The sequence below is a fragment of the Peribacillus sp. Bi96 genome (assembly GCF_918698115.1).
GTDB lineage: Bacteria > Bacillota > Bacilli > Bacillales > DSM-1321 > Peribacillus.
Window position 1 is genome coordinate 42968 of record NZ_CAKKLV010000009.1, and the last position, 26387, is coordinate 69354.

Genomic DNA, 26387 nt, shown 5'->3' on the forward strand with positions numbered 1-26387 from the left:
AATTGCTCAAACTAATCAAGATGATCCCGAATCATCCAAATGAGACGCGAAGGAGAGGGTTTGAAATGGCAACCAGACAATCCGTCGATCATTTTTTAGAGCAATGTGAAGGAGCTCTCCATTTTGCAGAGTATGAATTTAACGAAGCCTCACGGCAGGAGCATTATGATGATGAACAATTTCAAAATTCGCAGAGGTATATCGAAGAGGCATTGACGGATATGGAACGATTATATAACAGTGCTAATGCCCAACAACGGGATATGCTTTCTCGGATGCAGCAGCAGTTGAATGATTTGAAAAATGAAATGATTTTACTGCGACATTAAAGGGAAGCAAGGGAGCTATGCATGCATAGCTCCCTTTTTTGCACGAATTTTCTTGAATTCGCATATATAATGAAAAACCTGTCGATAATGTTTATGTACGGCTATTGCAATTATCGGTGAAATTGACTAGAATGAAATATAATGCAATATTCTCATAAAGACTATGATGAGGAATAGTAGCGGTTTAAACCAGTAAAGAGAGTTGACGGATGGTGCAAGTCAACCTGGGATGGTCGTGAACTCGCCTTGGAGTCCCGGGTGTGAAGGTAAAAAGTAATGCCTGGCGTTTAAATCCATGTTACGGATGTTTTAAGCTGGGCGGATTTTAGCTATCGCCAATGTGGGTGGTACCGCGGGAAGATATACATAATCCTCTCGTCCCTATTTTGGGATGAGGGGTTTTTTATTGTTTTTTATACGGAAATTAGGAGGAAATCAAATGAGTTTTGACCATAGAAGCATAGAAACAAAATGGCAAAAGTATTGGGAAGGCAATAAAACATTCAAAACGGGTGAAGAAAGCGGTAAACGTAAATTCTACGCACTGGATATGTTCCCATATCCTTCAGGGGCCGGTCTTCATGTTGGGCACCCGGAAGGTTATACGGCAAGCGATATCCTAGCACGGATGAAACGGGCGCAGGGGTATAATGTATTGCACCCGATCGGCTGGGACGCTTTTGGACTTCCGGCAGAGCAATATGCGATCGATACGGGAAATGATCCAGCTGAATTCACGGAGCACAACATCAACACGTTCCGCCGCCAAATCAAAGCCCTTGGTTTTTCTTATGACTGGGATCGCGAAATAAACACGACAGATCCAGACTATTACAAATGGACGCAATGGATCTTCTTGAAATTATATGAAAAGGGCCTTGCATATATTGATGAAGTGGCCGTTAACTGGTGTCCGGCACTTGGGACGGTATTGGCGAACGAAGAAGTCATCGATGGAAAAAGTGAGCGTGGAAGCCATCCGGTTGAACGCCGCCCGATGAAACAATGGATGCTTCGAATCACAGCTTATGCAGACCGTTTGATCGACGATTTGAATGATGTGGATTGGCCTGAAAACATCAAGGATATGCAACGTAACTGGATTGGCCGTTCAGAGGGAGCGGAGGTTACTTTCCATATCGATGGTCACCAAGATACGTTCACGGTGTTCACGACCCGCCCGGATACATTATTCGGTGCAACATATGCCGTATTGGCACCTGAACATCAGTTTGTCGATAAAATTACGACGGCTGATCAAAGGGCGGCAGTTGAAGCTTATTTAGATGAAGTGAAACATAAAAGCGACTTGGAAAGAACAGACTTGGCAAAGGATAAATCAGGCGTGTTCACAGGGGCTTATGCGATTAACCCGGTAAACGGTGAAAAAATGCCGATCTGGATTGCTGATTATGTGTTGATCAGCTACGGAACTGGTGCCATCATGGCCGTTCCTGCGCATGATGAGCGCGATTATGAGTTTGCAGTCAAGTTCGACTTGCCGATCAAGGAAGTCGTAGCTGGCGGAGATGTGAAAAGTGAGGCATATACAGGCGATGGTCTTCATGTGAATTCTGAATTCCTTGATGGGTTGAATAAAGAAGAAGGCATTTCAACCATGATTAAATGGCTCGAAGAAAAAGAAATCGGTACGAAGAAAATCACATACCGTCTTCGCGACTGGTTATTCAGCCGTCAACGTTACTGGGGCGAACCGATTCCAATCATCCATTGGGAAGATGGCACCATGTCTGCAGTGAAGGAAGAAGAACTTCCATTGATTTTACCGAAAGCGACGGATATCAAGCCTTCAGGTACAGGTGAATCGCCACTTGCGAACATTGCGGAATGGGTAAACGTAACGGATGAAAACGGACGAAAAGGGCGCCGTGAGACAAATACCATGCCACAATGGGCTGGAAGCAGCTGGTATTTCCTTCGTTATATTGATCCGGATAACAAGGAAGCACTTGCAGATCCTGAAAAATTAAAAGAATGGATGCCGGTCGACATTTATATTGGTGGAGCTGAGCATGCGGTGCTTCACTTGCTGTACGCACGTTTCTGGCATAAATTCTTGTACGATATCGGTGTCGTTCCAACGAAGGAACCATTCCAAAACCTATTTAACCAAGGGATGATCCTTGGCGAAAATAATGAAAAAATGAGTAAATCCAAAGGGAATGTAGTGAACCCTGATGACATCGTTGAAAGCCATGGTGCCGATACACTTCGCATGTACGAAATGTTCATGGGACCATTGGATGCATCGATTGCCTGGTCTACTAACGGATTGGATGGTTCGCGCCGGTTCCTGGACCGTATCTGGCGTTTATTAGTAAACGAAGAAGGTACGATCACAGATAAGATGACCGAAACGGATGATACAGGTAAGCTAGAAAAAGTCTATCATCAAACGGTTAAAAAAGTGACCGAGAACTATGAAGAATTGAAATTCAATACGGCGATTTCACAATTGATGGTATTCATCAATGATGCCTATAAAGCAGATTCGCTTCCTAAAGTATATATTGAGGGCTTCATCAAATTGCTTGCACCTGTTGCACCGCATATCGCCGAGGAACTTTGGTCTAAACTAGGTCATTCAGAGGGCATCACGTACGGAACTTGGCCGGCTTTCGACGAAGCGAAGTTGGTGGACAACGAAGTAGAAATAGTCATCCAAATCAACGGAAAAGTAAAAGCGAAATTAATGGTGCCGACAGACACTACGAAAGAAAAACTGCAAGAAATTGCGATGGGTGATGATGCCATCAAAGAACAAATCGATGGGAAAACCATCCGTAAAGTCATTGCCGTACCAGGCAAATTAGTCAATATCGTCGCAAACTGAATCGAATGAGAGCTGTTCCGCATGTTTTCATGCAGGGACAGCTTTTTTTTTGCTTCGGCATTGGATGAATGTAGAGAGTAGGTCATGGTAGTATTTTCACTAATTTAAATCCATTAGCGGTGAATCTATCAATAGGCATCGACAGGTATTATGGGATGTCCATTAGACCTTAAATATCTTGCTTAATTGGTACATGCGAATCATTTTTCGGCTAGATGTTCAATTGTATCAAGCATTTTCTATATAAAAAGGGAAATATTAGTTGGATAAAATTTTACAGTGTGATAGTTTGGTATAGTACTATTATTTTTTAACCAATTATTGGAGGGGAAACTGTGAAATTTAAGAATGTAAGTAGATTTATGGCGTTTTTACTTATTTTTGCACTGATTGTCAGTTTGATGGTTCCACAAAACGCTCAAGCTGCAACAGTAACACCTATTGAAAATGTTAAAACCATTAAAAATGGGGACACTTTGGACGGAAAGTTTGAAAAACCCGATGTTCAATGGTACCAAATCACCCCGTCAGAAGAGGAAATACAAAAATTCTCCCATATTGAGTTCGAGGTCAATTCTGATAAAATCTTGAATATTTCCGTTTATCAAGATAAAGAAAAAGCCGAAAAAGATGAGGGCATTTATTTTGGCTCTTCTTATCCGGATGAAAAAGCCGTAATCGATTTCCCCTATGCATGGGAAGGTACGTATTATGTTAAAGTTGAATATTTTGGCGAAATGGATGATGAGGGGAATCCTATACCAGATGCTAAAAATGAATCGGAATACTCCATCAATGCTCATTCAGTAGCACTGCCGCCATCTGCTGGGGATGAAGAGATGGATCTTGAATCATGTCCGGTCGAAGTTAGTGTAAATGATAAGAAAACGGGAGAATCGATGTTGAAAACACTCCGCGTGTTTAGAGATGAAGTTCTCACGAAGTCGTCTGAGGGACGAACCCTTTCTTCTTTATACTATAAGGCTTCCCCCTTCCTGGCACTTCATCTTGCCGGTAATAAAACGGCACGGGAAGCTGTTTATAATCACTTAGTCGAGATTAAGCCCCTTATTGAGGATCTTAATGAAAATGGAGCAAGCAGTACAGCGGTCATTAGCAACAAACAGCAAGAAGCGATTAAAGCTTTGTTCACTAAGTCGGCAGGTGTCGCTCCAGCTGGATTGAAAAAGGATATGGAAGACATGGCAAAGAAAATCAATCTTGATAAGCTTGCAGGTGAGAGAATCGTAGATATCGCAAGCAAAGCAGGAATGGAACTGCCAGCTTCAAAAAATACAAAAAGCAAATATATCGTCAAACTTAAACCTGGGAAGTCATTAAGCTCGCTCCAATCCAAGGTCAGCGGAAAAGGATATGGAACATTGTCGACACCTAAGAAACAAGAGGTTCTGTATGATGATATGTATGTCGTAGAGTTAAAGAATCAAGCTAAAATGAGCACAGCAGCTCTATCGAGTATCGAAAAACTTCCAGAAGTGGAATATATCGAACCGGTAAAAACGTATAAAGCACTTTCAGCCGATATTCAGTCACCGTATCAATGGTCTTTAAATAATGCCGGTGGAGAAGAAGGCATTAAGGGGGCAGACATCGATAACGAAAAACTGCAGGCCCTTATTAAGAAACGTAATTTAAAGGAAACATTAGTAGCGGTTATCGACACAGGTGTCGATGATTCACTGGCGGATTTGAAAGATACGGTTCGCATGGACTTAGGCAAGAATTTCATTGATAAGAAAGTAGATGCAATCGATGACAATGGCCATGGTACACATGTATCCGGAATTATCGCTGCCAAAGCAGATAATGGTTATTCCATGCAAGGAATCAATCCAATAGCTAAAATCATGCCTGTGAAGGTCTTGGATTCTTCAGGATATGGAGACAATGAGAAAATTGCACTAGGCATTAAATATGCCGTGGATCATGGTGCAAAGGTAATAAACCTTAGCTTGGGCGGAGAATATAGCAGAACGATTGAATACGCCTTGAAACATGCCGCCGCCAAGAATGTAATGGTTGTCGTAGCAAGTGGTAATGATGGGATGGATGGTCTATCTTATCCTGCTTCATCTAAATACGCGATATCCGTCGGTGCAACCAATGCCCTTGATTTAGTATCCGATTATTCCAATTATGGATCGAAATTGGACATGGTCGCTCCAGGGACAGGCATTCCGAGCATTGTACCTAATGGGAATGTTACTTACATGGATGGAACATCAATGGCAGCCCCGCATGTTGCGGCAGCTACAGCCTTGTTGTTGTCAGGGAATCCCGGGTTGAAAGTGAATGAAGTAAGGGAAATCCTTCATCAGACATCGGAATATGTCGCGTTTGAAGAAGAAGATAATGTAGACCCTTATGAGGATTATCAACCTGAAGATGGCGAGATTATAATCCCAGAAGAAGAACTGCCTGTCGGAAAAGATTTGGTATCTGGATTTGGAAGACTGAATGCTTACAGTGCACTTAGTGCAGTGGATTTACAAGCTAAAGTCAATCTTGTGATGGATACGCAAACAAAACTGACTGGTTCAGCTAAAAAAGGTTCAGTAATCGAAGTGAAAAGCGGAAACAAAACGCTCGGTAAAGGCACGGCGGCAGCTAACGGAACGTTCACCGTTACTATTCCGGTCCAAAAAGCGGAGCAACTGCTTACTGTGAATATCTCTGATTCTTCAAAACTAGCAATAACTTCATTTAAAGTATATGTGAAGAAGGGTCAAACGCCCAATAAGCCAACTGTTAAAGCGGTAAGTGACAAAGATACGTATGCAACGGGTCAATCACAAGCAGACATGAAAATCACAATCAAAAATAGCGCAAAAAAAGTGATTGGTTCAGGTAACACGGACAGCAAAGGGAATTTCAAAGTGAAAATCAGCAAGCAAAAGGCTGGTACTAAACTTTCAGTCACAGCTACAGACTTAGCTAAACGTGAAAGCAAGGCGGCAACCGTAACTGTTCTCGATAAAACCGCTCCAGGAGCACCGAAAGTGAATGAAGTAAATGACAAAGCAACAAAAGTAACTGGTAAAGCCGAATTGGGTTCATCAGTTACAGTGAAGTACAACAATAAAAACATCGGAACGGCAAAAGCTGATAAGAAGGGGAACTTCTCCATCAAAATCAGCAAGAAAAAAGCGGGATCCGTATTATATGTCTCAGCAAAAGACAAAGCGGGCAATACAGGAAAAGCAACAAAAGTAACCGTTAAGAAATCTAAAAAGTAAGTGGTGAAGGCCGTTTAACTTAATTGTTAAGCGGTCTTTTTTTGTCCATTAGCTTAGAAGGGTATAAATAATGCAAGCTACATTGACTAGAACGTGCTGAGCCCTTCGTGTTTCACTTGCAAAACTTTCGTTTAGGAGTATCGATAATTGGAAAAAATAAAAGAAGTAAACGTTGTTTTCTTATTTACCATAATCATATTGGCAGTATTCAGTTTTGTTGTAGGGTTTCAGTTTTATGAATATAAAACAAAAACGACTGATCTATCAAAAGAAAATATAGATCATATTTATCTATTGGAAACTATGGATAAATATCGAAAGAACCATTTCTTTTCTATCGCTAAAGATGTTAGCCATCCTGGCTATAAAATGTATAACATTGATAAAAACATAAATAAACGTATTACTGTAGATAAGAGTAAAAAAAATAAACGTATATATAGAATTGAAACTTTCGATTCTAGCTCCAAGACTTCCAAAAATGTTTCAATTGGTACATCTGTAAAGGATTTTATTAATATCTATGGGGAAAACTATATAGAGCGTTCAAGTGATCAAACTGACAAAATAATTGAATATATTGATCGGGATAATGATATATTCATTTCATTTTTTATCTATAATGATCAAGTAGATGGAATTAATTTAGAAGTGAAGGACTTTTAACATGTTAAGAGAGGGGAATCCCTTTCTCTTTTTTATTTAGTAAGGTTTCTCAATCTAATTATTTAAAATGAATTTCCCTATACTTTAGGACGGAATTTACGTGGGGCCTTATATCCGCTGTTTATTTGATGTCCGAGAGAGCTGGCAATGACTACTGCTGCAAAGAGAAGGATGATTTTCTTCAATTCAATAATCTTCTTTCTCTTTTTTTCATTTTAAAAGGTTACACCGATATTTCTCTTCCTTCAATAGGCTTGTTACAGGTGTTGAAAAAACGTCACAAACATATCTGCTACTTCATTAAAATGAACGCATACCCCTCATCAGGGAAAAGCAGCCATGTTCTAAGAGCAATGGCTGCTTTTGTGGTTATCATCCATGCAAGATAAACCTTATCTGGAATCCTCATTACCCCACCTATCAATATCGTATGATAAGCCGGCTAAGATTTCTTGATAGATTAGCATTAAAGTCCCCCGCAGGCTCCTTTCTTACACCGTTCGCTCATTTTGTAAATTCACTTCTCAAAAGGTAGACAACATCGTATTCCCTTAATTCGTCGATATGTCTATCCATATCATTGTAAAAATCAGTGGAAAGTGAATGTATGCCTTCATCTCCGCTTGAATAACAAATGCTCGCCAATACAGGCTTGTTTGTGGTATGTATATCGATCTTACCTGTACTGCCCGATACGCTTGCAGCCATCTTCTCAATCTTTTCAGGGTACGTCGCTGTAGTCGTACCATCATCATTTTGAATGCTGATATTGAACATCGATTGGTCTTGTTCCTCATCCGTTTTGGATGTGGTGAAGATGATCGTCCCATTTTTTTCAATCCCAGTTGTCATTCGGCCTTTTTCATCTTCGACTAGTTTGCCAAATTCATATTTTTCGACCCAGACGGACATCTCCTTGTATGTATCATCTACATTGAAATCGATAAGAAAGGAATGTTCAGCTGTATTCTCCAAGATGGCCTTTTCCCTTGCTGTCAGCTCAGGAACTGAAAGGTTATTCTCGGATTTTGGATCATTAGCCTTACAGGCGACTAAAGAAAGTGAGAGTAGGGATAGGATGATGGACAAAAAGATCTTTTTCATGATTTTCACCTCTTGAATACTTTTAACCTAATTAAAACCAATTCTTATATATTATAACATTATAATAAAAATCGGAATCGGAACACGGCAAAAAGGCAATCTATATGCTTGCCTTTTTTGCATTTAGAATGGTTGGGAAAGAGCCTTATTGGCAACATCGACGTCATTTTGAAGCAATTGGTTTAAGTCGTAAGCAGGATAGAGGTTTCTTTCATATAGGCAGTTGAAAATCTTGGCATGGGTATCGATGGCTCCATTTAAATGTTTCTTAAATACTTTTCGAAGAGAAGGGGTGGCTGTTTCAGTAATGGCAAGGGCATAACTTTTGATGGATGTTTTGGCAAAGCCCAGTAATTCCCCGGCAGCAGCGGCCGATGCGTCATCTTTTAATACATCGTCATCCCGACCTGTCTTAGGCGTCAATGGGTAAAATTGCAGCAGCTCCGTGATGTTTTGGGTAAGGGCATCAATCGTTTGCCTATATATCGTTTTTAAAATGGGGTCTTTTATTTTTGGATAAGCTCTTTTAAATTTCATAAGGGCATTGGACTGGGCCGTGACCAACTCATGAAGCTTGAGTGTTTCATGCTAAGCAAGATGTGGATGAGTGGGTTTCATTTAAAATCCTCCTGAACGAATAATCTTGATACGTTACTCGAACAGTGGACTATTTGTAAGTTGTCTAGTGAAATCATTTATGGATATAGCTTTCCAAAATTCGTCCACAACTTTTCTGAAAGAGGGGTAGGGCAAACGCTCCATTCTTTCATATACATCATCATTCAAATTCACTGATGGGGCTGAGTGCATTAAGGACGGACGAATGGAACATTCACAAACCATGAATTATTGATATTGCTCGAGAACAGAGAAAAACTTTTTCGCAAATTGGTAAAAAACCTTTTCGGATGGTGCCAGATCCCTGTTTTTTGGTGTGATGATGCCGACAGTCCGTTTGACTTCGGGTGTATCGATCGGGATTTTGACAGTCAGTCTTGGAGTGACTTCATAAAAGGTACTTTCAGGAAGCAGACTGACTCCTATTCCTGCTGATACGAGCCCTTTAATGGAATCCATGTCTTCACCTTCCGATGCAATGTTCGGTGTGAAACCTGCTGCCTTACATGCATCGATGACGATACTATGAAGGATGTATCCTTTTGGAAACAAGACGAATGGATCATTTCGTAAGTCATTGAGACGCAGACTCTTCTTTTCAGCTAATGGGTGAGTGATGGGCAGTAAAGCGGAAAGGCTTTCCGTGAATAGGATATGCCCTTCTATGTCGGGATCGTTTGTCGGTATTGGTCCAAGAAAGGCTAATCCGATTTCGCGATTTTTGACAGCTTCCTTTAAAGCGGAATAAGAACCTTGTCTTAAGTGGAACGCAATATTAGGCTGCTCATCTTTAAAAGCGGAAATGACGGTAGGCAGCAAATGGGTGGAAAGGCTGGTTGGAAACCCGATCTTAATGGTTCCGTGTTCAGGATCCAAAAATTCCTTAATTTGGTATTTGGCATATTCTATCGCCTGTATCGCCGTCTTTGCATGAATCAAGAATATTTTACCGATTGGGGTTAACTGAATATTTCGACCCACCTTTTCGAATAAAAGAACGCCAAGTTCATCTTCCAGTCTGGAGATTTGCCGGCTGATTGCTGATTGTGCGATATGCAGGTGCTCTGCGGCTTCAGAGACGTGTTCTCGCTCGGCGACTTCAACAAAATAACGTAATTGCCGTAGTTCCATTTATTCATCCTCCTGCCATTCATCTCAAATTGAGATAGATTCTATTAGAATTATATATTGTTTATATCGATTTGAAAACCTAGAATAAATGTAAGTGACATAACGGTGTAAGAATACGATGGGGGCGATTAATATGACATACAACCAAATACCAAAGGCACAAGGGCTCTACCATCCTGAATTTGAACATGATGCATGTGGGATCGGTTTATACGCTCATTTAAAAGGGCTTGCTACACATGACATCGTCAAACAAGGACTGAATATGCTGTGCCAATTAGATCATCGCGGCGGACAGGGCAGTGATCCTCTTACAGGAGATGGCGCAGGATTAATGGTGCAGATTCCTGATGAATATTTCAGGCTGGCATGCCCGGAAATGAACTTGCCGGCAAAAGGACGCTATGGTGTAGGCATGCTCTTTTTCTCTAACAATGATGATGAACGGAATGAAATAGAAGCTCGTTTGAATGCAATTATCGAACAAGAGGGCCAAACGCTATTAGGCTGGAGAACGGTTCCTGTTGATGCAACTAAAATTGGGGAGGTCGGCAAGGAGACATGTCCGACGATCCGCCAAGTATTCATCGGGGCAAGCGTTGGGATTACCGATGATTTAGCTTTTGAGCGTAAATTGTTCATTATTAGAAAACAAGCTGAAAACTGGGCTCGTGAACGTGGCAATCGTTTTTATTTTGCCAGCCTTTCAAGTGCTACGATCGTATACAAAGGATTGTTGACGCCAGAGCAGGTGGACGCTTTTTATCTTGACCTTCAACAGGAGGCTTTCGTTTCGGCCTTCGCTTTAGTGCATTCCCGCTTCAGCACGAATACTTTTCCTAGTTGGGAACGGGCACATCCAAACCGTTACCTGATCCATAATGGCGAAATCAATACGCTTAGAGGCAATGTGAATTGGATGAAGGCGCGTGAGCAGCAGTTTGTTTCGGAAGCATTCGGAGATGACCTGCAAAAGGTCCTGCCTATTTTGGATATAGACGGAAGTGATTCTTCGATTCTTGATAATGCACTTGAATTCTTCGTGCTTGCTGGTCGTAAACCGGCACATGCTGCCATGATGCTCATTCCTGAACCGTGGACGGAAAACCCGCATATGACGAAGGAAAAGAAGGCATTTTACGAATATCATAGCATGCTCATGGAGCCATGGGATGGACCGACAGCCATATCCTTTACGAATGGCAAGCAAATCGGTGCCATCCTGGATCGAAATGGTCTAAGGCCTGCAAGGTATTATGTGACAAAAGATGATTACATCATTTTCTCCTCTGAAGTCGGCGTGATCGATGTGGAGCCGGAGAATGTATTATATAAAGATCGTTTAAGCCCAGGCAGAATGCTTTTAATAGATTTAGAGGAAGGCCGTATTGTTTCCGATGAAGAAATCAAGTCGGAAATGGCTCAGGAAAAACCATACCAGCAATGGCTGGACGAACAGCTTGTTCAATTATGTGACGAAGAACCAGTATTCAAAGGGGAGCCATTGAATGATTTATTATTCAGGCAAAAAGCTTTCGGATACACATATGAAGATGTCCAAAAATATTTACTGCCGGTCATTAACGAAGGTAAAGATCCACTGGGAAGCATGGGGAATGACATTCCGTTAGCGGTCTTATCTGATCGCCCGCAATCACTATTCAACTATTTCAAGCAATCCTTTGCACAGGTAACCAACCCGCCAATCGATTCGCTTCGTGAACAAATCGTCACGTCAACGATGACATTTCTGGGTGCGGAAGGAGATTTGCTGAAACCGGATGAAACGAACAGCCGCCGCATTCAATTGGATTCACCTGTTTTGACGCCAGGTCAAATGCAGCAGTTGAAAGAAAATGCCTATCCGGAATTCAGAAGCAAAGTCATTCACACTTTATTTTCAGAAGATTTAGAGAGCGAACTTGATCGCATCTGTCGTGAAGCGGAACAAGCGATCGCTGATGGTGTCAGCCTTTTGATACTATCTGACAAGGATATGAGCAAAGATAAGGCTGCGATTCCTTCCCTGCTGGCTGCTAGCTCCCTTCATCAAGAGCTGATCCGTCATGGGAACCGTACGAAAGTGAGCATTATCGTTGAATCGGGGGAAGCAAGGGAAGTCCATCATTACGCATCCCTAATCGGGTATGGAGTGGATGCGATTTACCCGTACCTTGCTTATGAAACATATAAGCAGGCTGTATTGGAAGGCAGTTTAGCCATCAGCTACGAAGAAACGGTAAGGAAGTATGTACGCTCGTTGACAGAAGGCATCGTAAAAGTGATGTCGAAAATGGGGATTTCCACGATTCAAAGTTACCGCGGCGCACAAATTTTCGAAGCGGTCGGAATCGGTGCTGATGTGATCGAACGCTATTTCAGCGGTACGGCATCGCAGCTTAGTGGGATCCATTTGGAAACGATCGCGGATGAAGCGTTGATTCGCCATAGGAAGGCTGCAGCTGATTCTTATGACCAAACACTTGAAAGCGGAAGCGATTTTCAGTGGAGAAAAACAGGGGAACATCATGCTTTCAATCCTAAAACGATCCATACGCTACAATGGGCTTGCCGCAAAGGCGATTATAATTTATTTAAACAATATTCAAACTTGGCGAATGAAGAAAGACTCGGGTTTTTACGGAATTTATTCTCGTTCGATCAAAAGCGCCAAAGCATTTCGATAGATGAAGTCGAATCCGTTGAATCCATCGTCAGCCGATTTAAAACGGGCGCGATGTCATTCGGTTCACTAAGTCAGGAAGCACATGAAACATTAGCGATAGCAATGAACCGTTTAGGCGGAAAAAGCAATAGTGGTGAAGGCGGGGAGCACCCTAGCCGTTACCAAGTGGATGAAAACGGCGATAACCGCCGCAGCGGAATTAAACAAATTGCATCTGGTCGTTTTGGTGTGAAAAGCCATTACCTTGTTAATGCCGATGAACTTCAAATCAAAATGGCACAAGGTGCAAAGCCGGGCGAAGGCGGCCAGCTGCCCGGGAACAAAGTATATCCTTGGGTCGCAGAGGTCCGTGGTTCCACACCAGGTGTTGGTCTGATTTCACCGCCTCCACATCATGATATCTATTCAATTGAAGATTTGGCACAGCTGATCCATGATTTGAAAAATGCGAATCGTGATGCCAGGATCAGCGTCAAGCTTGTCTCAAAAGCTGGAGTAGGCACGATTGCAGCCGGTGTCGCCAAAGGTGCCGCGGATGTCATCGTTATTAGTGGATATGATGGCGGTACGGGTGCATCACCAAAAACGAGTATCAAACATACTGGTCTTCCTTGGGAGCTGGGCCTTGCCGAAGCACACCAAACATTGATGCTGAATGGCCTGCGCAGCCGTGTAATCCTTGAAACGGATGGTAAGTTAATGACGGGGCGCGATGTGGTCATGGCAGCAATCCTTGGAGCGGAAGAATTCGGTTTTGCTACAGCACCGCTTGTGGTCCTTGGCTGTGTCATGATGCGTGCTTGCCATTTGGACACATGTCCAGTCGGGGTAGCTACTCAAAACCCTGAGCTTCGCAGCAAATTCACTGGAGATCCGGATCATGTCGTTAATTTCATGCGCTTCATAGCTGAGGAAGTGCGGGAAACGATGGCTGAGCTTGGTTTTAGAACACTGGAAGAAATGGTCGGCCGTACTGATGTTTTACAAGTGAGCGAGCGGGCACAAAACCATTGGAAAGCGAAGCATCTGGACTTGACGACACTTCTTTTCCAACCGGAGGGAATACGTACGTACCAACTTCCGCAAAACCATAAAATTGAAGAATCCTTGGATATCCGTGAGATTTTACCTGTGGTGCAGCCTGCTTTACATGATCAAACCCAAGTGGATGTCAGCTTCCCGATTACAAACGTGAATCGTGTTGTTGGAACGATTGTCGGCAGTGAAGTATCCAAGCGTTATGGAGAATTGGGCTTGCCTGAAGATACGATCATCCTTCGTTTTACGGGATCGGCGGGCCAGAGCTTCGGTGCCTTCATTCCAAATGGGATGTCGATGTATTTGACGGGCGATGTCAATGACTATGTTGGGAAAGGCTTATCTGGCGGAAAAATCGTTATCACGGCACCTGCTGGGAATCAGATTGAGGCCGGGGACAATGTAATTGCAGGAAATATCGCCTTATACGGCGGAACAAGCGGCGAGGCCTACATTAATGGCCGTGCTGGAGAACGATTCGCGGTCCGGAACAGTGGAGTCAATGTTGTCGTTGAAGGAATTGGAGACCATGGCTGTGAGTATATGACAGGCGGACGTGTGGTCATTCTGGGCGACGTCGGCAAAAACTTCGCAGCAGGCATGTCAGGCGGTATCGCTTATGTACTAGCTGATGATGCAGAAGAATTCAAGGCATTATGCAATGCTGAAATGATAGAATTCGAGACGCTTGGGGATGATGCAAGCGAGGTAAAAGAAATGATTCACAGCCACCTTCATTATACAGAGAGTGCCAAGGCTTCTTATGTACTGGAGAACTGGGAGACTTTCGCAAAGAAATTCGTAAAAGTCATTCCGAAAGATTACAAACGGATGATGAAAAGCATCGAAGAGCAGAAGCATGCAGGGCTATCGGATGAAGAAGCGATCATGAGTGCATTTCAAGCAAATGCCGTTCAAGATAAAAAAATCACTAAACAAGCTGTGATGCAGTAAGGAAGGGGAGAGAAAGATGGGAAAAGCAACAGGATTTATGGATTATCCGCGAGAAAAACCAAAAGACCGGAATCCTCTCACTCGTTTAAGCGACTGGAGAGAGTATACAGCTCCTTTCTCTTATGAAAAGTTAAGTACACAGGGAGCGCGGTGTATGGACTGCGCCACCCCTTTCTGCCATATGGGCATGGAATTGAACCGGGTAACGACGGGCTGTCCGATTAATAATCTGATCCCGGAGTGGAATGATTTGGTTTACCGCGGCAGATGGAAAGAAGCATTGGACCGTTTATCGAAAACGAATAATTTCCCTGAATTCACCGGGCGCGTCTGCCCGGCCCCTTGTGAAGGGTCTTGTACGGTAGCGATAAGCGATCCTGCCGTTACCATCAAGAACATTGAACGGACCATCATCGATAAAGGATTTGAAAATGGCTGGATCACGCCACGCATTCCTGAAAGCAGGACCGGCAAGAAAATTGCCATCATCGGTTCAGGCCCGGCAGGATTGGCGAGTGCCGATCAGTTGAATCAAGCAGGTCATTCGGTCACGGTTTATGAGCGCGCTGACCGTGCGGGCGGGCTGTTGACATACGGCATCCCAAACATGAAGCTTGAAAAAGATGTCGTTGCACGCCGAATCAAATTATTGACCCAGGAAGGCATCGATTTCATTACCAATACAGAAGTAGGCAAAGATATTTCAGCCGAAGAACTGCAAGAACAATATGATGCAGTCATCCTTTGCACAGGTGCCCAAAAGCAGCGTGACCTGGAAATTGAAGGACGTGGGGCATCAGGCATCCACCTTGCAATGAATTACTTGACGACCTCCACTAAAAGCCTGTTGGACTCCAATTTTGAAGACGGCAAGTTTTTAGACACAAAGGGTAAGGACGTCATCGTCATTGGCGGGGGGGATACAGGAGCGGATTGTGTAGCGACTGCACTTCGCCAGGAATGTAAGAGCGTCGTACAATTCGGGAAGCACCCCATCCTTCCGACGGCCCGTACATCTGATAATATGTGGCCAGCCTACCCGAATGTTTTTTCCCTTGATTATGCGTATGAAGAAGCGGAAGCGAAATTCGGTGCCGATCCGCGTCAATATTCAATCCAAACAAAGAAAATCGTAGCGGATGAGAATGGCAACGTTAAAGAACTGCACACAATCTCAATGGAAAAAGTCAAAGGCGATGATGGAATATACATTTTCAGGGAAGTTCCAGGAACTGAAAAAGTATGGCCTGCACAATTCGTTTTCATCGCAATCGGATTTGAGGGGACAGAGCAACCGCTATTGACCCAATTTGGAGTAGAAACGGTCAATCAAAAAATTGATGCCGTCTATGGCGAATACAGAACGAATGTCGAAGGCGTTTTCGCTGCCGGAGATGCAAGAAGAGGGCAAAGCCTCATCGTCTGGGCGATCAATGAAGGCCGAGAAGTGGCTCGTGAAGTGGACCGCTACTTGATGGGCGCATCAGTATTGCCATAATTGCAAAAAGAAGCACCATAATCATTGATTATGGTGCTTCTTTTTTGTAGTTGGAAATGTGGTATTCACGAGTAAATGGTCAGAATTCACGAGTAAAACACCGAAACTCACGAGTAAAACGCCAAAACTCACGAGTAAATGATCAAAACTCACGAGTAAAGCGCCGAAACTAAAGAGTAAATGATCGAAACTCACGAGTAAAGCGCCGAGACTAAAGAGTAAATGCGAATTCACGAGTAAAATGCCAAAACTCACGAGTAAAGCGCCGAAACTCACGAGTAAAACGCCAAAAATCACGAGTAAAGCACCTAAATTCACGAGTAAAACGCCAAAACTCACGAGTAAAGCGCCGAAACTCACGAGTAAAACGCCAAAAATCACGAGTAAAGCACCTAAATTCACGATTAAAGCGCCGAAACTCACGAGTAAAACGCCAAAAACTCACGAGTAAATGATCAAAACTCACGAGTAAAGCGCCGAAACTCACGAGTAAATGCGAATTCACGAGTAAAACGCCGAAATTCACGAGTAAAGCGCCGAAACTAAAGAGTAAATGCGAATTCACGAGTAAAATGCCAAAACTCACGAGTAAAGCGCCGAAACTAAAGAGTAAATGCGAATTCACGAGTAAAACGCCAAAACTCACGAGTAAAATGCCAAAACTCACGAGTAAAACGCCGAAATTCACGAGTAAAGCACCGAAACTCACGAGTAAAGGATACCGTGCTAAAGAAAAAGGACATCATAGATTAGGATGATATACAAATAAGGCGAGCAGTATATAAATACTGTTCGCCTTATTTACAATCTGTCAGCTTCTATAGTCAGCTTTTTGAAAAACACCAAGTGATGTGTGAGTCAGTGCATGGACAGCTGCTATTATTTTCTCTGTCTCTCCTTCATCTCCGACGGCTTTAAGCAATTTTTCCTTTAGCTGGGATTTTGTTAATGGATTCCCAGGACTTCCTTTAGGTGTATCGATTCGTTTCGAAAGTACATCCCCATTCGTTGTGGTCACGGTCACAATTGTAAATCGTCCCACTGGGAGTGCTGCTTTGGAAGGCTTGATCGTTGCATCCGTCTCTCTATTTACTTTTTGAAAGGGTTCTCTCCATGAATGGGGGATCGGTTTCGATTCAAAAGAAGCAAAGGTCAGGGGTTTGCCTGTTAGCGCGAGCCATACAATATACTCAATCGAAAATCTTCCTTCTTCACCAGTCGATGGGTTATGGTGAATTAAAGCGGAATCACCATTTGGAGGAAAGCAAACACTCACGGATTCAATGTCATCTTCCGACAAATCATACGCCTTATGTAAAAAGACAGCTGCATCAGCGCCATGTGCCGCAGCAGAACAAAAAGGATACTGTTTAAACCATAATCCTGGTGTTACGATCCGCCATGTCTTTCCCCAGTTCGCCGTCAAATCTGGAACTCCATTTTCTGCATATACCTCAAAGAAACCATTCTTATCGTTCAAAAAGTCGGGGTTGCTATGTAATCCCATCCGAATCCAATCTGCGGAATCCACAGCGTTTTTGGCAGCAATCCCTACATGGAGCGGCTTTATCACGGTACCAAATTGGAGTCGGAGACCCGCCGATTGGGTAGCAGCAAGACTCATCGTTTCAGCTATTAAGCGCGGTGAGTATTCCCGTAAATACGCAACCGCACCAGCTGCAGCTATTACGCCAAGTGTAGCTGTGTTATGCCAACCTTTTGTATAATGATATGGGTTCATAGCTTCTCCAAACCGAGCCATAATCTCCACACCAACCACATAGGCAGCTAAAAAACGTTTCCCAGGCATTTCAGGTTCTCCAACTGCTAACAAAGCAGACAAAATGACTGCGCTTGGATGACCTCGTACATCTGAATGTACATCATCATAATCTAGTAAATGAGCTTGAAAGCCATTGAAGAGTGCTGCTTGGGATCTTGTTGCATGTATGTGACTTCCAATCAAGTAACTCGTCCCATTTCCGCCTTCTTCCAAAATGATTTGCTTTAAAATCGAAATTTCCTTTTCGGATTTTGTTTGATAGGAAACAGCAAGATAATCTAGAAGTCCTTCGATGGCAGCCTGTAGTACTTCTTCATTTACCAACGGATTGGAATGATAAATCAATTCAGATAACTTTTCCGTGTTCATACACTTCACATCCTTTTTTGCCTGGCAGCTCCGTCCGTTTCATCTCCCATTTGCCGTAAAAAACGCTGAGTTCGCGGATTAAGAGAATGTTCAATTACTTGTTCTGGGGTGCCTTGTTCGATAATATGTCCATCTGCCATGAAAATGACATGGTCAGCCACTTCCTTCGCAAATTGCATTTCGTGCGTCACGATCACCATTGTGGTATCATCTTTCGCTAACTCCCGTATTACTTGTAAAACCTCATTAACCAATTCGGGATCTAGAGCGGAGGTAGGTTCATCAAATAAAATGGCATGTGGTTTTACCGCTAATGCTCTAGCGATGCTAACACGCTGCTGTTGTCCACCAGATAAGGTAGCGGGGTATTGTTTCGCTTGTTTTTCTAAGCCGACCCGTTTCAATAAATCCACGCCGATTTGAATGGCTTCCTCTTTTTTCATCTTTTTGCTGACAAGCAAAGATTCAATCACGTTTCTTAAAGCTGTTTTATTTTTAAAAAGGTTATAGTGTTGGAATACCATCGCTGTTTGCTGTCTTAATTGGTACGCGTCTCTCTCTTTATATTTTTGGGTATCCAATTTTACATCCTTGATTTCGATGGTGCCGCTGTTGGGCTTTTCCAACAAGTTCAGACAGCGTAATAACGTTGATTTTCCAGAACCAGATGGACCAATAATGGCGACAACTTCCCCAGTTCTTATATCCAAGTTAATATCGTTCAATACTTGTTTATCATCAAAATGCTTGGTTAAGTTTCTTACTTTTATCATATGATCACCTTCTAAGTGGTTTGCTGAGCCAAATTTCCAGATATTTTTGTATCCAAGAATAAAGAATAACCAATAGCCAGTAAATCAAGCCAACCACCAAATACGTCTCGAAAAAGCGCATGTTAGCGGATGCAATCATTTTTCCCTCTGCAAATAGTTCCGTAATTCCTAATGTAAAGGCAAGGGACGTTTCTTTAATCAAAGATATAAATGTATTCCCTGTTGCTGGCAATGCATTTAAAGCAGCTTGTGGTAAAATGATTCGCGAGTAAATTTGCACTCTTTTCATGCCAGTTGCAAGGCCAGCTTCCATCTGCCCTTTATCCACGGAGTTCAATCCAGCTCGGAAAATTTCTGCTAAATAAGAGGATTCTTTCAAACTAAATCCAATAATCGCCGCCGTGAGTGCTTCCATCGTTGACAACGATGGGAATAACTGTGGTAAACCGTAGTAAATGATGAATAATAGTACCAATGTTGGCATTCCTCGAAATAAAGAGATATATAAGCCTGCCAAATGGGTGATTCCAAAAATATTGCTATTTTTTATTAAGGCTACTACTAGTCCGATAATAATGGCTAAAACCATCGAAATGATGGCTAAAACCAGAGTGATCGGAATAAATTTTGCGATTTGTAGGGAAATTTCCAACATATATTGTAAATCAAAATTCATAATGCTTTAAAACCTCCGCTATGCTTATTCGCCGGAATTCGTGGTAATATCTTCACCAAAATATTTTTTGGATAGCTTCGCTAATGTACCATCTTCTTTTAGTTTTTTTATTTCTGTCGTGAATTCTTCATTTAATTTTTTGCCCTTTTCTGTCTTGGGAAATGGATATCCTACATTTTCATAGGCCACTGGATCACCGACTAGTTTTAACGGAAGATCATTTTTCTTTATTTCTGCAACTAGGATTGGGCGGGAATTGATATATCCATCTACACGGTTGTTAATGGCATCTTGCATTGCGCCATCCCGAGTTTCATAGGTTCGTATTTTGATATCGCCGTTTTTATCATATTTTTCTAGGTTCGCAACGTTATTAGACCCCAACACACCGGAAACTGTTTTGCCTTTAAGATCATCCAAACTTTTAATATCATTGTTTTTTGTGCTTGATACGATTTGTGCACCATAATAACTATATGGCTCTGTAAAATTAAATTGATCTTGTCGTTCTGGTGTTATAGCAACCGCATTCGCAACGGTGTCTAATTTACCTGATCCCAATTGCCCCATTATCCCACTGAAATCAGAAGTGACCCACTCTACCTTGTATCCTAAATCCTCAGCTATGCGTTCTGTAACTTCTACGTCAAAACCTATTAATTTACCATCCTCTTGATAACCGTTTGGATAGCTTTGGCCAGTTGACCCCACTTTGATTGTTTTTTGCTCGGAATCCTTGGCCGTATCCTCTTGTTTTGAATTGCCACATGCTGCAAGTACTAATATGAAAAGTAAAGAGAGTCCAAGGGAAAGTATTTTTTTCATCGTTATTTTCCTCCGATTTTTAAATAGTTTGATTATGTTTTTCAGTCCAAGCTTGATATTGTCCTGGTAACAAGATTTTCCTCAAATATATTGTGAGATGACCTTTGCCTAAATCTTTTTGACCTATTTCTTCAAATCCACTATTTTCGTACATTTCTTTTAGCCATGGATGATTATCCGCGGTTCCAAGTGTAACCGCGGGGGCTCTCAGTTGCTTCTTCAAAATTTCTTCCTCGAGCCATGACAGAACTTTTTTGCCTATGCCTTGACGCTTATATGCAGGGTTTGTAGCGAACCAGCCTATGTGTGGCAATACAAGCGGGCCAGGATTGGGGCCCCACGGTAACCGAATTGATACGGTGGAAATGAATGTCCCATTTTCCTCCAGAACATACACCTTATTTTCGGATATATGCTTAATTGCTTCCTCTCTTGTGGCCGTTGCCGCAGAAAAGTGAATATCCAACTCTCTAATACTTGCATAAGCATCCAATGTTAATTGAAGAAATTTATCGACATCTTCTACACGTACTTCACGAAAGATTTGACTCATCTTGCGCCTCCTATGCTCTAGTTAATTCCTCTTCGGCTGGGTGATTCTGTCTATTTGAATTTATCCGCCAGGTGCTTGATGTTTTAAAGCTTATGAGAATATTGATTGACCGGTTTATCCAGGCCAAGATTCCCTCGTAATGTGTTACTTTCATATTTCGTACGGAAAATCCCTTTTGATTGCAGTTCAGGGACAACAAGTTCAACAAAATCTGTTAAAGAATCAGGTAATAGGGCTGACATAATATTAAAGCCGTCAGCTGCATTTCCATTCACCCAATCTTCAATTTTATCCGCGATCTGCGTTGGTGTTCCAATCGCGATATGATGTCCACGTGATCCAGCAACCCACTGATATGTCTGACGTAACGTCAAATTTTCATTGATCGCCCGTTTTATGATCAAATCATATTTACTTTGGATGCTATCTACATTATCTGGTAACGAAATATCAGCAAACGGTGTATCCAAAGGGATATTCGAAAAATCCACATTTCCAAAATACCTTCCCATAACAGCCAATCCTATTTCGGGAATAATCAGCTCCTGCAATGCCTCGTACTTTTCTTGGGCTTCCTTCTCGGTCTGTCCCACAATCGGGAATAAACCTGGCATAATACTCAAGCTGCTTTTCTCCCGATTAAAAGCGGCCAAATGACCTTTTAATTCATGGTAGAAAGAAATCGCGTCCTCCTTGTTCTCCTGGGCAGTAAAGACAATCTCTGCGTGCTTAGCTGCAAGCAATTGCCCATCGCCAGAAGAGCCTGCTTGTACGATGACCGGATGCCCCTGAGGTGAGCGAGAAATATTTAATGGTCCTTTTACAGAAAAAAACTCACCTTGATGATTGATTTCATGAAACTTGCTTTCATCAATGAATTGTCCTGTTTCTTTATCAATAACCAACGTATCGTCTTCCCATGAGTCCCACAATTTCTTGGTAACTTCAACAAATTCAGTCGCCCTTTTATAACGAAGACCATGTTCTAAATGTTCTGATTTATTGAAGTTTACAGCAGTAGAGGCAAGGGACGTTGTGACAACATTCCATCCAGCGCGGCCGGAGGTAATATGGTCTAAAGAAGCAAATTTTCTAGCAACATTAAAGGGTTCTTCGTATGTGGTAGAGGCCGTTGAAACCAAACCAATATTGGAAGTCGCCGAGGCTAGATAAGATAACAGGGTCAATGGCTCGAATCGAGTCAGAATATTAGGATGCGAGTCCTTTGCAACTGATAAACTATCTGCCAAAAATAATAAATCAAATAAACCTTTTTCGGCAGTCTGCGCCAAACCCTTAAAGTAATCGATGCTCATATTGGCTTTCGGATTGGCGTGAGGATGTCTCCATGAAGCTACGTGATGTCCTGTTCCTGCCAAAAATACACCAAGTTTTACTGTTTTCTTTTTCATGTGTCAATTGCTCCTTTGTGTCTTCACTTTTAAACGCAGTGGATTTATAATGTTAATATCCTTACTGGTTTACTATGAATTAAGTCTAAAATAAAAACCCGCTTCCAGTTTAGAAGAGGGTTTCTTCCGACAATGTGTATGTATGTCTTTCCTTTTTTTCTACCGTAATAATTTATTCCTTTTTTGAATTGATACGTTAATCTAATATAGTAAATTACTTCAAATGGTAGCATCTTGTATAATAAAATGTCAATGTTAAAATATTCAAAATAAACACTTTTCATTTTTGGGAATTCATTGTTATGATGCTTACGATACCACCTAAATTAGAACTCATCCTTTGCACGTTTATCAAATAGCTTATCGATAGTGCTTCATTTGATATTCCGTTAGCTTTCGTTCTTTAATATTCGGGTTTTTAAGGAGATGGACAACCGTTGACTATAAGCAATGTAGAATTGGAAAATTATCTATTGGCATTCAGGCGTGATCTTCATATGACACCTGAATTATCAAACCAAGAATTTGAAACGACAAAAAAAATTAAAGATGCACTTCAATCTCAAAATATTGAGATCCTTGATTTTTCATTAAAAACTGGTGTAGTAGCTGAGATAAAAGGGAGCAAGCCGGGACCTACGATAGCACTTCGCTCCGATATTGATGCTTTACCAATTTTGGAGCAATCTGAGGTGGACTTCCCTTCAAGGCATGTAGGCGTAATGCATGCATGTGGTCATGATTTTCACACTTCTGTCATTTTGGGGACTGCTTTTTTATTAAAAAAAGAAGAAAGAGCTCTGTCCGGAACGATTCGTTTGATATTTCAACCTGCGGAGGAAACGGGGCATGGTGCAAGTGCTTTAATGGAAACCGGTGTGTTGAATGATGTGGATGTGATTTTTGGTCTTCACAATGATCCGACGTTGAAAGTTGGGGAGTTAGGGACAAAACATGGCGCACTGACAGCGGGTGTCGATCGCTTTGAAGTGCATGTTAAAGCAACTGGCTCACATGCGGCCAAACCGGAAGAGGGAAATGATCCGATTATCATAACAGGACATATTATCTCAACGTTGCAAACCATCATCAGCCGAAATGTGGCACCAAAAGAGTCCGCTGTTTTGAGCATCACTCAAATTCATAGTGGCTCAACGTGGAATGTTATCCCAGATAGTGCATATATGGAAGGAACCGTCCGCACATTCAGTAAAACCCAACGAGAGTTCATTCAGAAACGTATGAAACAAGTCCTACACGGTATAAGTGAAACATTCAATGCAAACGTTGAATTATCGTGGCATCCAGGCCCCCCATCAGTTGATAATACGCCTGAGTGGGCAGATTTGGCGCTTCAGGTCGGAGACACAGCCGGTTACACGACAAAAACGTTAGAAGCTAGCTCCATAGGGGAAGACTTCGCTTTTTACCAAGAAAAAATACCAGGTGCTTTCGTAATGATAGGTTCAGGCGGTCCGTATGACCTCCATCATCCTAAGTTTATAGTAGATGAAACGGCACTTTTTCCTGCCGCTTCTTATTTCCGCTTATTGGCTGTAGAAGCGTTAAAAAAAATCCCTAAATAAAGTAGTAGAAGAGAAGGAGGTACTATCATCAAAACCTATCCATTGAATGGGGCGGATCATGATTTAATAGCGGCTGCAAGTGCAAAAATTACGGAGCTTTACGAGGAAAATAAGCATCATGTTGGTGCGGCATTAAGAACGAAGTCAGGGAAAATAGTGGATGCCGTACATATTGAAGCGTATATTGGCCGGGTTACCGTATGTGCTGAAGCCATTGCGATTGGCAAGGCCATATCGGAAGGCGAAAAGGAATTTGATACGATCGTGGCGGTTAAGCATCCTTATTCTGATGAAGAAAATAGGGCTTTAAAAGTTGTTAGTCCATGTGGGATGTGTCGTGAATTAATCTCGGATTATGCAAAAGACTGCTTTGTCATACTGAATGTTGATGGGGAAACAATCAAGACGGAAATCAGTGAATTGCTCCCGCTGAAATATACGAGGAATTCATAATGGACATTCAATCATTCAACGACGAAAAAAAACACGCGTAGGAGGTTTTCCTACGCGTGTGGTCTATTTTTTTATAACGGTCGAAGGCGATGGCACGTATTGTTCGGATACGATAAAATCATTATCGTTTAGAATATAGGGATGTGTTTCCATCAAAATCTTTTCGAGGTAGTCTGGCATTTTGTGTCCTTCGTACGCACAAATTAAGGGAAACGACAGCAAGTTTACAGCTTCGTCTACTATTCTCTCGAAATCTTCGATGATATGCAGGGGCTCTTCCATGGTTGCCCACTCCACATGTGCCCAAGATCGGAAAGAGATCTTATTTTCCACATAGGGCTGTACCATTTTATTAAAGTATTCTTCGATCGCAGGGGGATGATAACTTCCGCTTGAACAATAGAAATCGAAGTTGTTTACAAAGTGAATGAACTTCATTTGATCGTTGGTCAACCGCGTGCTCAGCTCTTTGTGGATAATGGGATATAAACGATCATTTTCAATAAGAATGACGTAATCTCCTGCCGCGACGCCGTCTTGGATAAAATTCAAAACCTGCTTAAGGTAATTTTCTGCTTCATTATAGGAATACAGCACATGAACGCTCTTTTGGTCTTTAAACAACTGATTCATTTTGCTTTTCAATATATCAATCCTTCTTTCATGTATCTCTTCAATTATACTTAAATCCTATAAGCAGGGCAAAATGATAATTTTTTTAGCGCAGAAGAAGATTATCTCAACTGCCGGTATCTTTTGCCGGTTCGTAATTTAGAAGTCTGCAGGTTTTTACCGATTTCTTGATTCGAATCATGTAAATGGGAATCCACACAGCTCTTTTTGATTCATCTTAATAAAGAAATTGCGCCACTTTATTATTCCAGAGACTTAGAGTTAGGGTTCTTGCTCCTGCCGAACCATACCGACTACAAAACGTTATTCTCCTTGGCAATAGCCAATCCTGGAGTAAGAGCTATCATTAACCTTTTGGCTTTTGTTTAAGGGAGTAAAGGTACAACAATGAAAAAGCAATCCATCAATGATGAAGGATTGCTTTTTCATACTATATCAGACGCCCGATGAAATCATTCATTTTATCTAAAGTGGTTATATTCTGGTTGCATTTCATACTATCCAGGCAAATATAATTCCCTTTCTTAATGAATGTCCCTTGGACGGTTCCTTTTGTTTCAGACATGAACATCCCTATTTCTTCAAAACGACTGCAAATGGCGCAAATTCCCTTTTTGTTGGAAGGTTTAATGGTACCATTCAAACCGGTGAGTTTATTATGGTGATAGGCGATGATGAATTTCTTTCCTGATCCGCCATCATCCCATCCCAAGTATGAAATCTCTCTCAAATCGATGTTTTCCAACAAAGGGGCTTTTAATTTCTTCGCTTTAGGAAATACCTTTTTTATCGTTTTTTCGGTTATTTCTTTAAAGGGGATCACATAGGGCTTTACCTGCAAGAGTAAGACGTCGGCTTGTGCGGGATCTTTAATGGTATCAACAGGATCCAACAGCTGCTTTTGCTCTTCGCTCAAGTCACTGAATAGGCTTAATACTCTTTCTTTGGCTACTGTCTTCAGGGTGTGGATCACATCCTTATCGTTTGCAGTCGCATGTCCATTTATGAGAATCTGTGTTTGAGATTTAATGAAGTTATACTGCTCGCTTCTGATAAAAGGTTCCATTTTCTTCACTCCTGTTTCTGTTGCTGCGATACATATTACGTTTTTATTTACTTTACAGAAAATGCATCCTCATTAAAAGGGGGAAAACGACTAAGAAACGTACTCGACATAGAAAGAGCACTG

22 protein-coding genes and 1 other annotated feature are annotated in these 26387 nt (G+C 41.9%); of the genes, 8 read left to right on the top strand and 14 right to left on the bottom strand.

Translation table 11 applies throughout. The annotated features are described in order from the left end of the window. The first annotated feature begins 65 nt into the window (after positions 1 to 65). The 4 genes from LQ203_RS13150 (at position 66) to LQ203_RS13165 (ending at position 7106) form a co-directional block, all read left to right on the top strand. Entirely contained in the window at positions 66 to 329 is a 264-nt protein-coding gene (locus LQ203_RS13150) for a DUF2524 family protein (RefSeq protein ID WP_230158786.1), read from the top strand. Positions 330 to 483: 154 nt separating this feature from the next. Continuing rightward, positions 484 to 715: a binding site (T-box leader), on the top strand. A gap of 53 nt (positions 716 to 768) precedes the next feature. After that, complete coding sequence (leuS, locus tag LQ203_RS13155; protein WP_230158787.1) at positions 769 to 3183, top strand: leucine--tRNA ligase; 2415 nt, start codon at positions 769 to 771, stop codon at positions 3181 to 3183. 335 nt (positions 3184 to 3518) lie between these two features. After that, positions 3519 to 6440 (top strand): S8 family serine peptidase, encoded by a 2922-nt coding sequence (locus tag LQ203_RS13160; protein WP_230158788.1) that lies wholly within the window; start codon positions 3519 to 3521, stop codon positions 6438 to 6440. Positions 6441 to 6587: 147 nt separating this feature from the next. Beyond that, positions 6588 to 7106: a hypothetical protein gene (locus LQ203_RS13165; protein WP_230158789.1), complete on the top strand. Its 519-nt coding sequence runs from the start codon at positions 6588 to 6590 to the stop codon at positions 7104 to 7106. 77 nt (positions 7107 to 7183) lie between these two features. Here the strand turns inward: LQ203_RS13165 and LQ203_RS13170 are convergent, their stop codons facing one another. From LQ203_RS13170 to LQ203_RS13185, 4 genes are all read right to left on the bottom strand, one after another. Continuing rightward, positions 7184 to 7291 (bottom strand): hypothetical protein, encoded by a 108-nt coding sequence (locus tag LQ203_RS13170; protein WP_230158790.1) that lies wholly within the window; start codon positions 7289 to 7291, stop codon positions 7184 to 7186. Positions 7292 to 7610: 319 nt separating this feature from the next. Then, entirely contained in the window at positions 7611 to 8210 is a 600-nt protein-coding gene (locus LQ203_RS13175; RefSeq protein WP_230158791.1) for a hypothetical protein, read from the bottom strand. Positions 8211 to 8333: 123 nt separating this feature from the next. Beyond that, positions 8334 to 8774, bottom strand: a complete 441-nt coding sequence (locus LQ203_RS13180; RefSeq protein WP_230158792.1) for a spore coat protein — start codon at positions 8772 to 8774, stop codon at positions 8334 to 8336. 282 nt (positions 8775 to 9056) lie between these two features. After that, positions 9057 to 9959, bottom strand: a complete 903-nt coding sequence (locus LQ203_RS13185; RefSeq protein ID WP_230158793.1) for a LysR family transcriptional regulator — start codon at positions 9957 to 9959, stop codon at positions 9057 to 9059. A 133-nt stretch (positions 9960 to 10092) separates the two neighbouring features. On the opposite strand from LQ203_RS13185, the gene gltB reads away from it, so the two are divergent. Beyond that, complete coding sequence (gltB, locus tag LQ203_RS13190) at positions 10093 to 14637, top strand: glutamate synthase large subunit (protein WP_230158794.1); 4545 nt, start codon at positions 10093 to 10095, stop codon at positions 14635 to 14637. Positions 14638 to 14653: 16 nt separating this feature from the next. Continuing rightward, a complete protein-coding gene (gene gltD / locus LQ203_RS13195) occupies positions 14654 to 16135 on the top strand; it encodes a glutamate synthase small subunit (protein ID WP_230158795.1) in 1482 nt (493 codons plus the stop codon). Positions 16136 to 16156: 21 nt separating this feature from the next. Here the strand turns inward: gltD and LQ203_RS13200 are convergent, their stop codons facing one another. The 8 genes from LQ203_RS13200 to LQ203_RS13235 form a co-directional block, all read right to left on the bottom strand. Next, the gene (locus tag LQ203_RS13200; protein WP_230158796.1) at positions 16157 to 16390 is read right to left on the bottom strand and encodes a hypothetical protein; all 234 of its coding nucleotides are present in this window, start codon (positions 16388 to 16390) and stop codon (positions 16157 to 16159) included. After that, entirely contained in the window at positions 16347 to 16844 is a 498-nt protein-coding gene (locus LQ203_RS13205) for a hypothetical protein (RefSeq protein ID WP_230158797.1), read from the bottom strand. The genes LQ203_RS13200 and LQ203_RS13205 overlap by 44 nt, the downstream gene beginning before the upstream one ends. Before the next feature lie 102 nt (positions 16845 to 16946). Next, on the bottom strand, positions 16947 to 18287 hold the full coding sequence (locus tag LQ203_RS13210) for an MmgE/PrpD family protein (protein WP_230158798.1): 1341 nt from the start codon (positions 18285 to 18287) through the stop codon (positions 16947 to 16949). Between the two features lie 5 nt (positions 18288 to 18292). Further along, positions 18293 to 19060 carry an amino acid ABC transporter ATP-binding protein gene (locus LQ203_RS13215; RefSeq protein WP_230158799.1) on the bottom strand — a complete coding sequence of 256 codons (768 nt, stop codon included), beginning with the start codon at positions 19058 to 19060 and terminating at the stop codon, positions 18293 to 18295. Between the two features lie 4 nt (positions 19061 to 19064). Beyond that, entirely contained in the window at positions 19065 to 19736 is a 672-nt protein-coding gene (locus LQ203_RS13220) for an amino acid ABC transporter permease (protein WP_230158800.1), read from the bottom strand. Between the two features lie 24 nt (positions 19737 to 19760). After that, the gene (locus LQ203_RS13225) at positions 19761 to 20561 is read right to left on the bottom strand and encodes an amino acid ABC transporter substrate-binding protein (protein ID WP_230158801.1); all 801 of its coding nucleotides are present in this window, start codon (positions 20559 to 20561) and stop codon (positions 19761 to 19763) included. A 19-nt stretch (positions 20562 to 20580) separates the two neighbouring features. Beyond that, positions 20581 to 21114, bottom strand: a complete 534-nt coding sequence (locus tag LQ203_RS13230; protein WP_230158802.1) for a GNAT family N-acetyltransferase — start codon at positions 21112 to 21114, stop codon at positions 20581 to 20583. Positions 21115 to 21197: 83 nt separating this feature from the next. Then, positions 21198 to 22526: an LLM class flavin-dependent oxidoreductase gene (locus tag LQ203_RS13235; RefSeq protein WP_230158803.1), complete on the bottom strand. Its 1329-nt coding sequence runs from the start codon at positions 22524 to 22526 to the stop codon at positions 21198 to 21200. 437 nt (positions 22527 to 22963) lie between these two features. Between LQ203_RS13235 and LQ203_RS13240 the strand changes: the two genes are divergently transcribed. Both LQ203_RS13240 and LQ203_RS13245 read left to right on the top strand, forming a co-directional pair. Beyond that, positions 22964 to 24112: an amidohydrolase gene (locus tag LQ203_RS13240; RefSeq protein ID WP_290370583.1), complete on the top strand. Its 1149-nt coding sequence runs from the start codon at positions 22964 to 22966 to the stop codon at positions 24110 to 24112. A gap of 24 nt (positions 24113 to 24136) precedes the next feature. Beyond that, positions 24137 to 24565, top strand: a complete 429-nt coding sequence (locus tag LQ203_RS13245) for a cytidine deaminase (RefSeq protein WP_230158961.1) — start codon at positions 24137 to 24139, stop codon at positions 24563 to 24565. Positions 24566 to 24628: 63 nt separating this feature from the next. On the opposite strand, the gene LQ203_RS13250 is transcribed toward LQ203_RS13245, so the two are convergent. Both LQ203_RS13250 and LQ203_RS13255 read right to left on the bottom strand, forming a co-directional pair. After that, positions 24629 to 25210, bottom strand: coding sequence for an MEDS domain-containing protein (locus LQ203_RS13250; RefSeq protein WP_230158804.1), 582 nt, complete (start codon positions 25208 to 25210; stop codon positions 24629 to 24631). Positions 25211 to 25628: 418 nt separating this feature from the next. Beyond that, entirely contained in the window at positions 25629 to 26264 is a 636-nt protein-coding gene (locus tag LQ203_RS13255; RefSeq protein ID WP_230158805.1) for a FusB/FusC family EF-G-binding protein, read from the bottom strand. Between the last annotated feature and the right edge of the window lie 123 nt (positions 26265 to 26387).

Excerpts from the sequence above, each read along its gene's own strand:
- LQ203_RS13230 (WP_230158802.1), bottom strand. The coding sequence starts at position 21,114 with ATGAGTCAAATCTTTCGTGAAGTACGTGTAGAAGATGTCGATAAATTT.
- LQ203_RS13175 (WP_230158791.1), bottom strand. The coding sequence starts at position 8,210 with ATGAAAAAGATCTTTTTGTCCATCATCCTATCCCTACTCTCACTTTCT.
- LQ203_RS13235 (WP_230158803.1), bottom strand. The coding sequence starts at position 22,526 with ATGAAAAAGAAAACAGTAAAACTTGGTGTATTTTTGGCAGGAACAGGA.
- LQ203_RS13225 (WP_230158801.1), bottom strand. The coding sequence starts at position 20,561 with ATGAAAAAAATACTTTCCCTTGGACTCTCTTTACTTTTCATATTAGTA.
- LQ203_RS13210 (WP_230158798.1), bottom strand. The coding sequence starts at position 18,287 with ATGAACACGGAAAAGTTATCTGAATTGATTTATCATTCCAATCCGTTG.
- LQ203_RS13185 (WP_230158793.1), bottom strand. The coding sequence starts at position 9,959 with ATGGAACTACGGCAATTACGTTATTTTGTTGAAGTCGCCGAGCGAGAA.
- LQ203_RS13220 (WP_230158800.1), bottom strand. The coding sequence starts at position 19,736 with ATGAATTTTGATTTACAATATATGTTGGAAATTTCCCTACAAATCGCA.
- gltD (WP_230158795.1), top strand. The coding sequence starts at position 14,654 with ATGGGAAAAGCAACAGGATTTATGGATTATCCGCGAGAAAAACCAAAA.
- leuS (WP_230158787.1), top strand. The coding sequence starts at position 769 with ATGAGTTTTGACCATAGAAGCATAGAAACAAAATGGCAAAAGTATTGG.
- LQ203_RS13150 (WP_230158786.1), top strand. The coding sequence starts at position 66 with ATGGCAACCAGACAATCCGTCGATCATTTTTTAGAGCAATGTGAAGGA.
- gltB (WP_230158794.1), top strand. The coding sequence starts at position 10,093 with ATGACATACAACCAAATACCAAAGGCACAAGGGCTCTACCATCCTGAA.
- LQ203_RS13255 (WP_230158805.1), bottom strand. The coding sequence starts at position 26,264 with ATGGAACCTTTTATCAGAAGCGAGCAGTATAACTTCATTAAATCTCAA.
- LQ203_RS13215 (WP_230158799.1), bottom strand. The coding sequence starts at position 19,060 with ATGATAAAAGTAAGAAACTTAACCAAGCATTTTGATGATAAACAAGTA.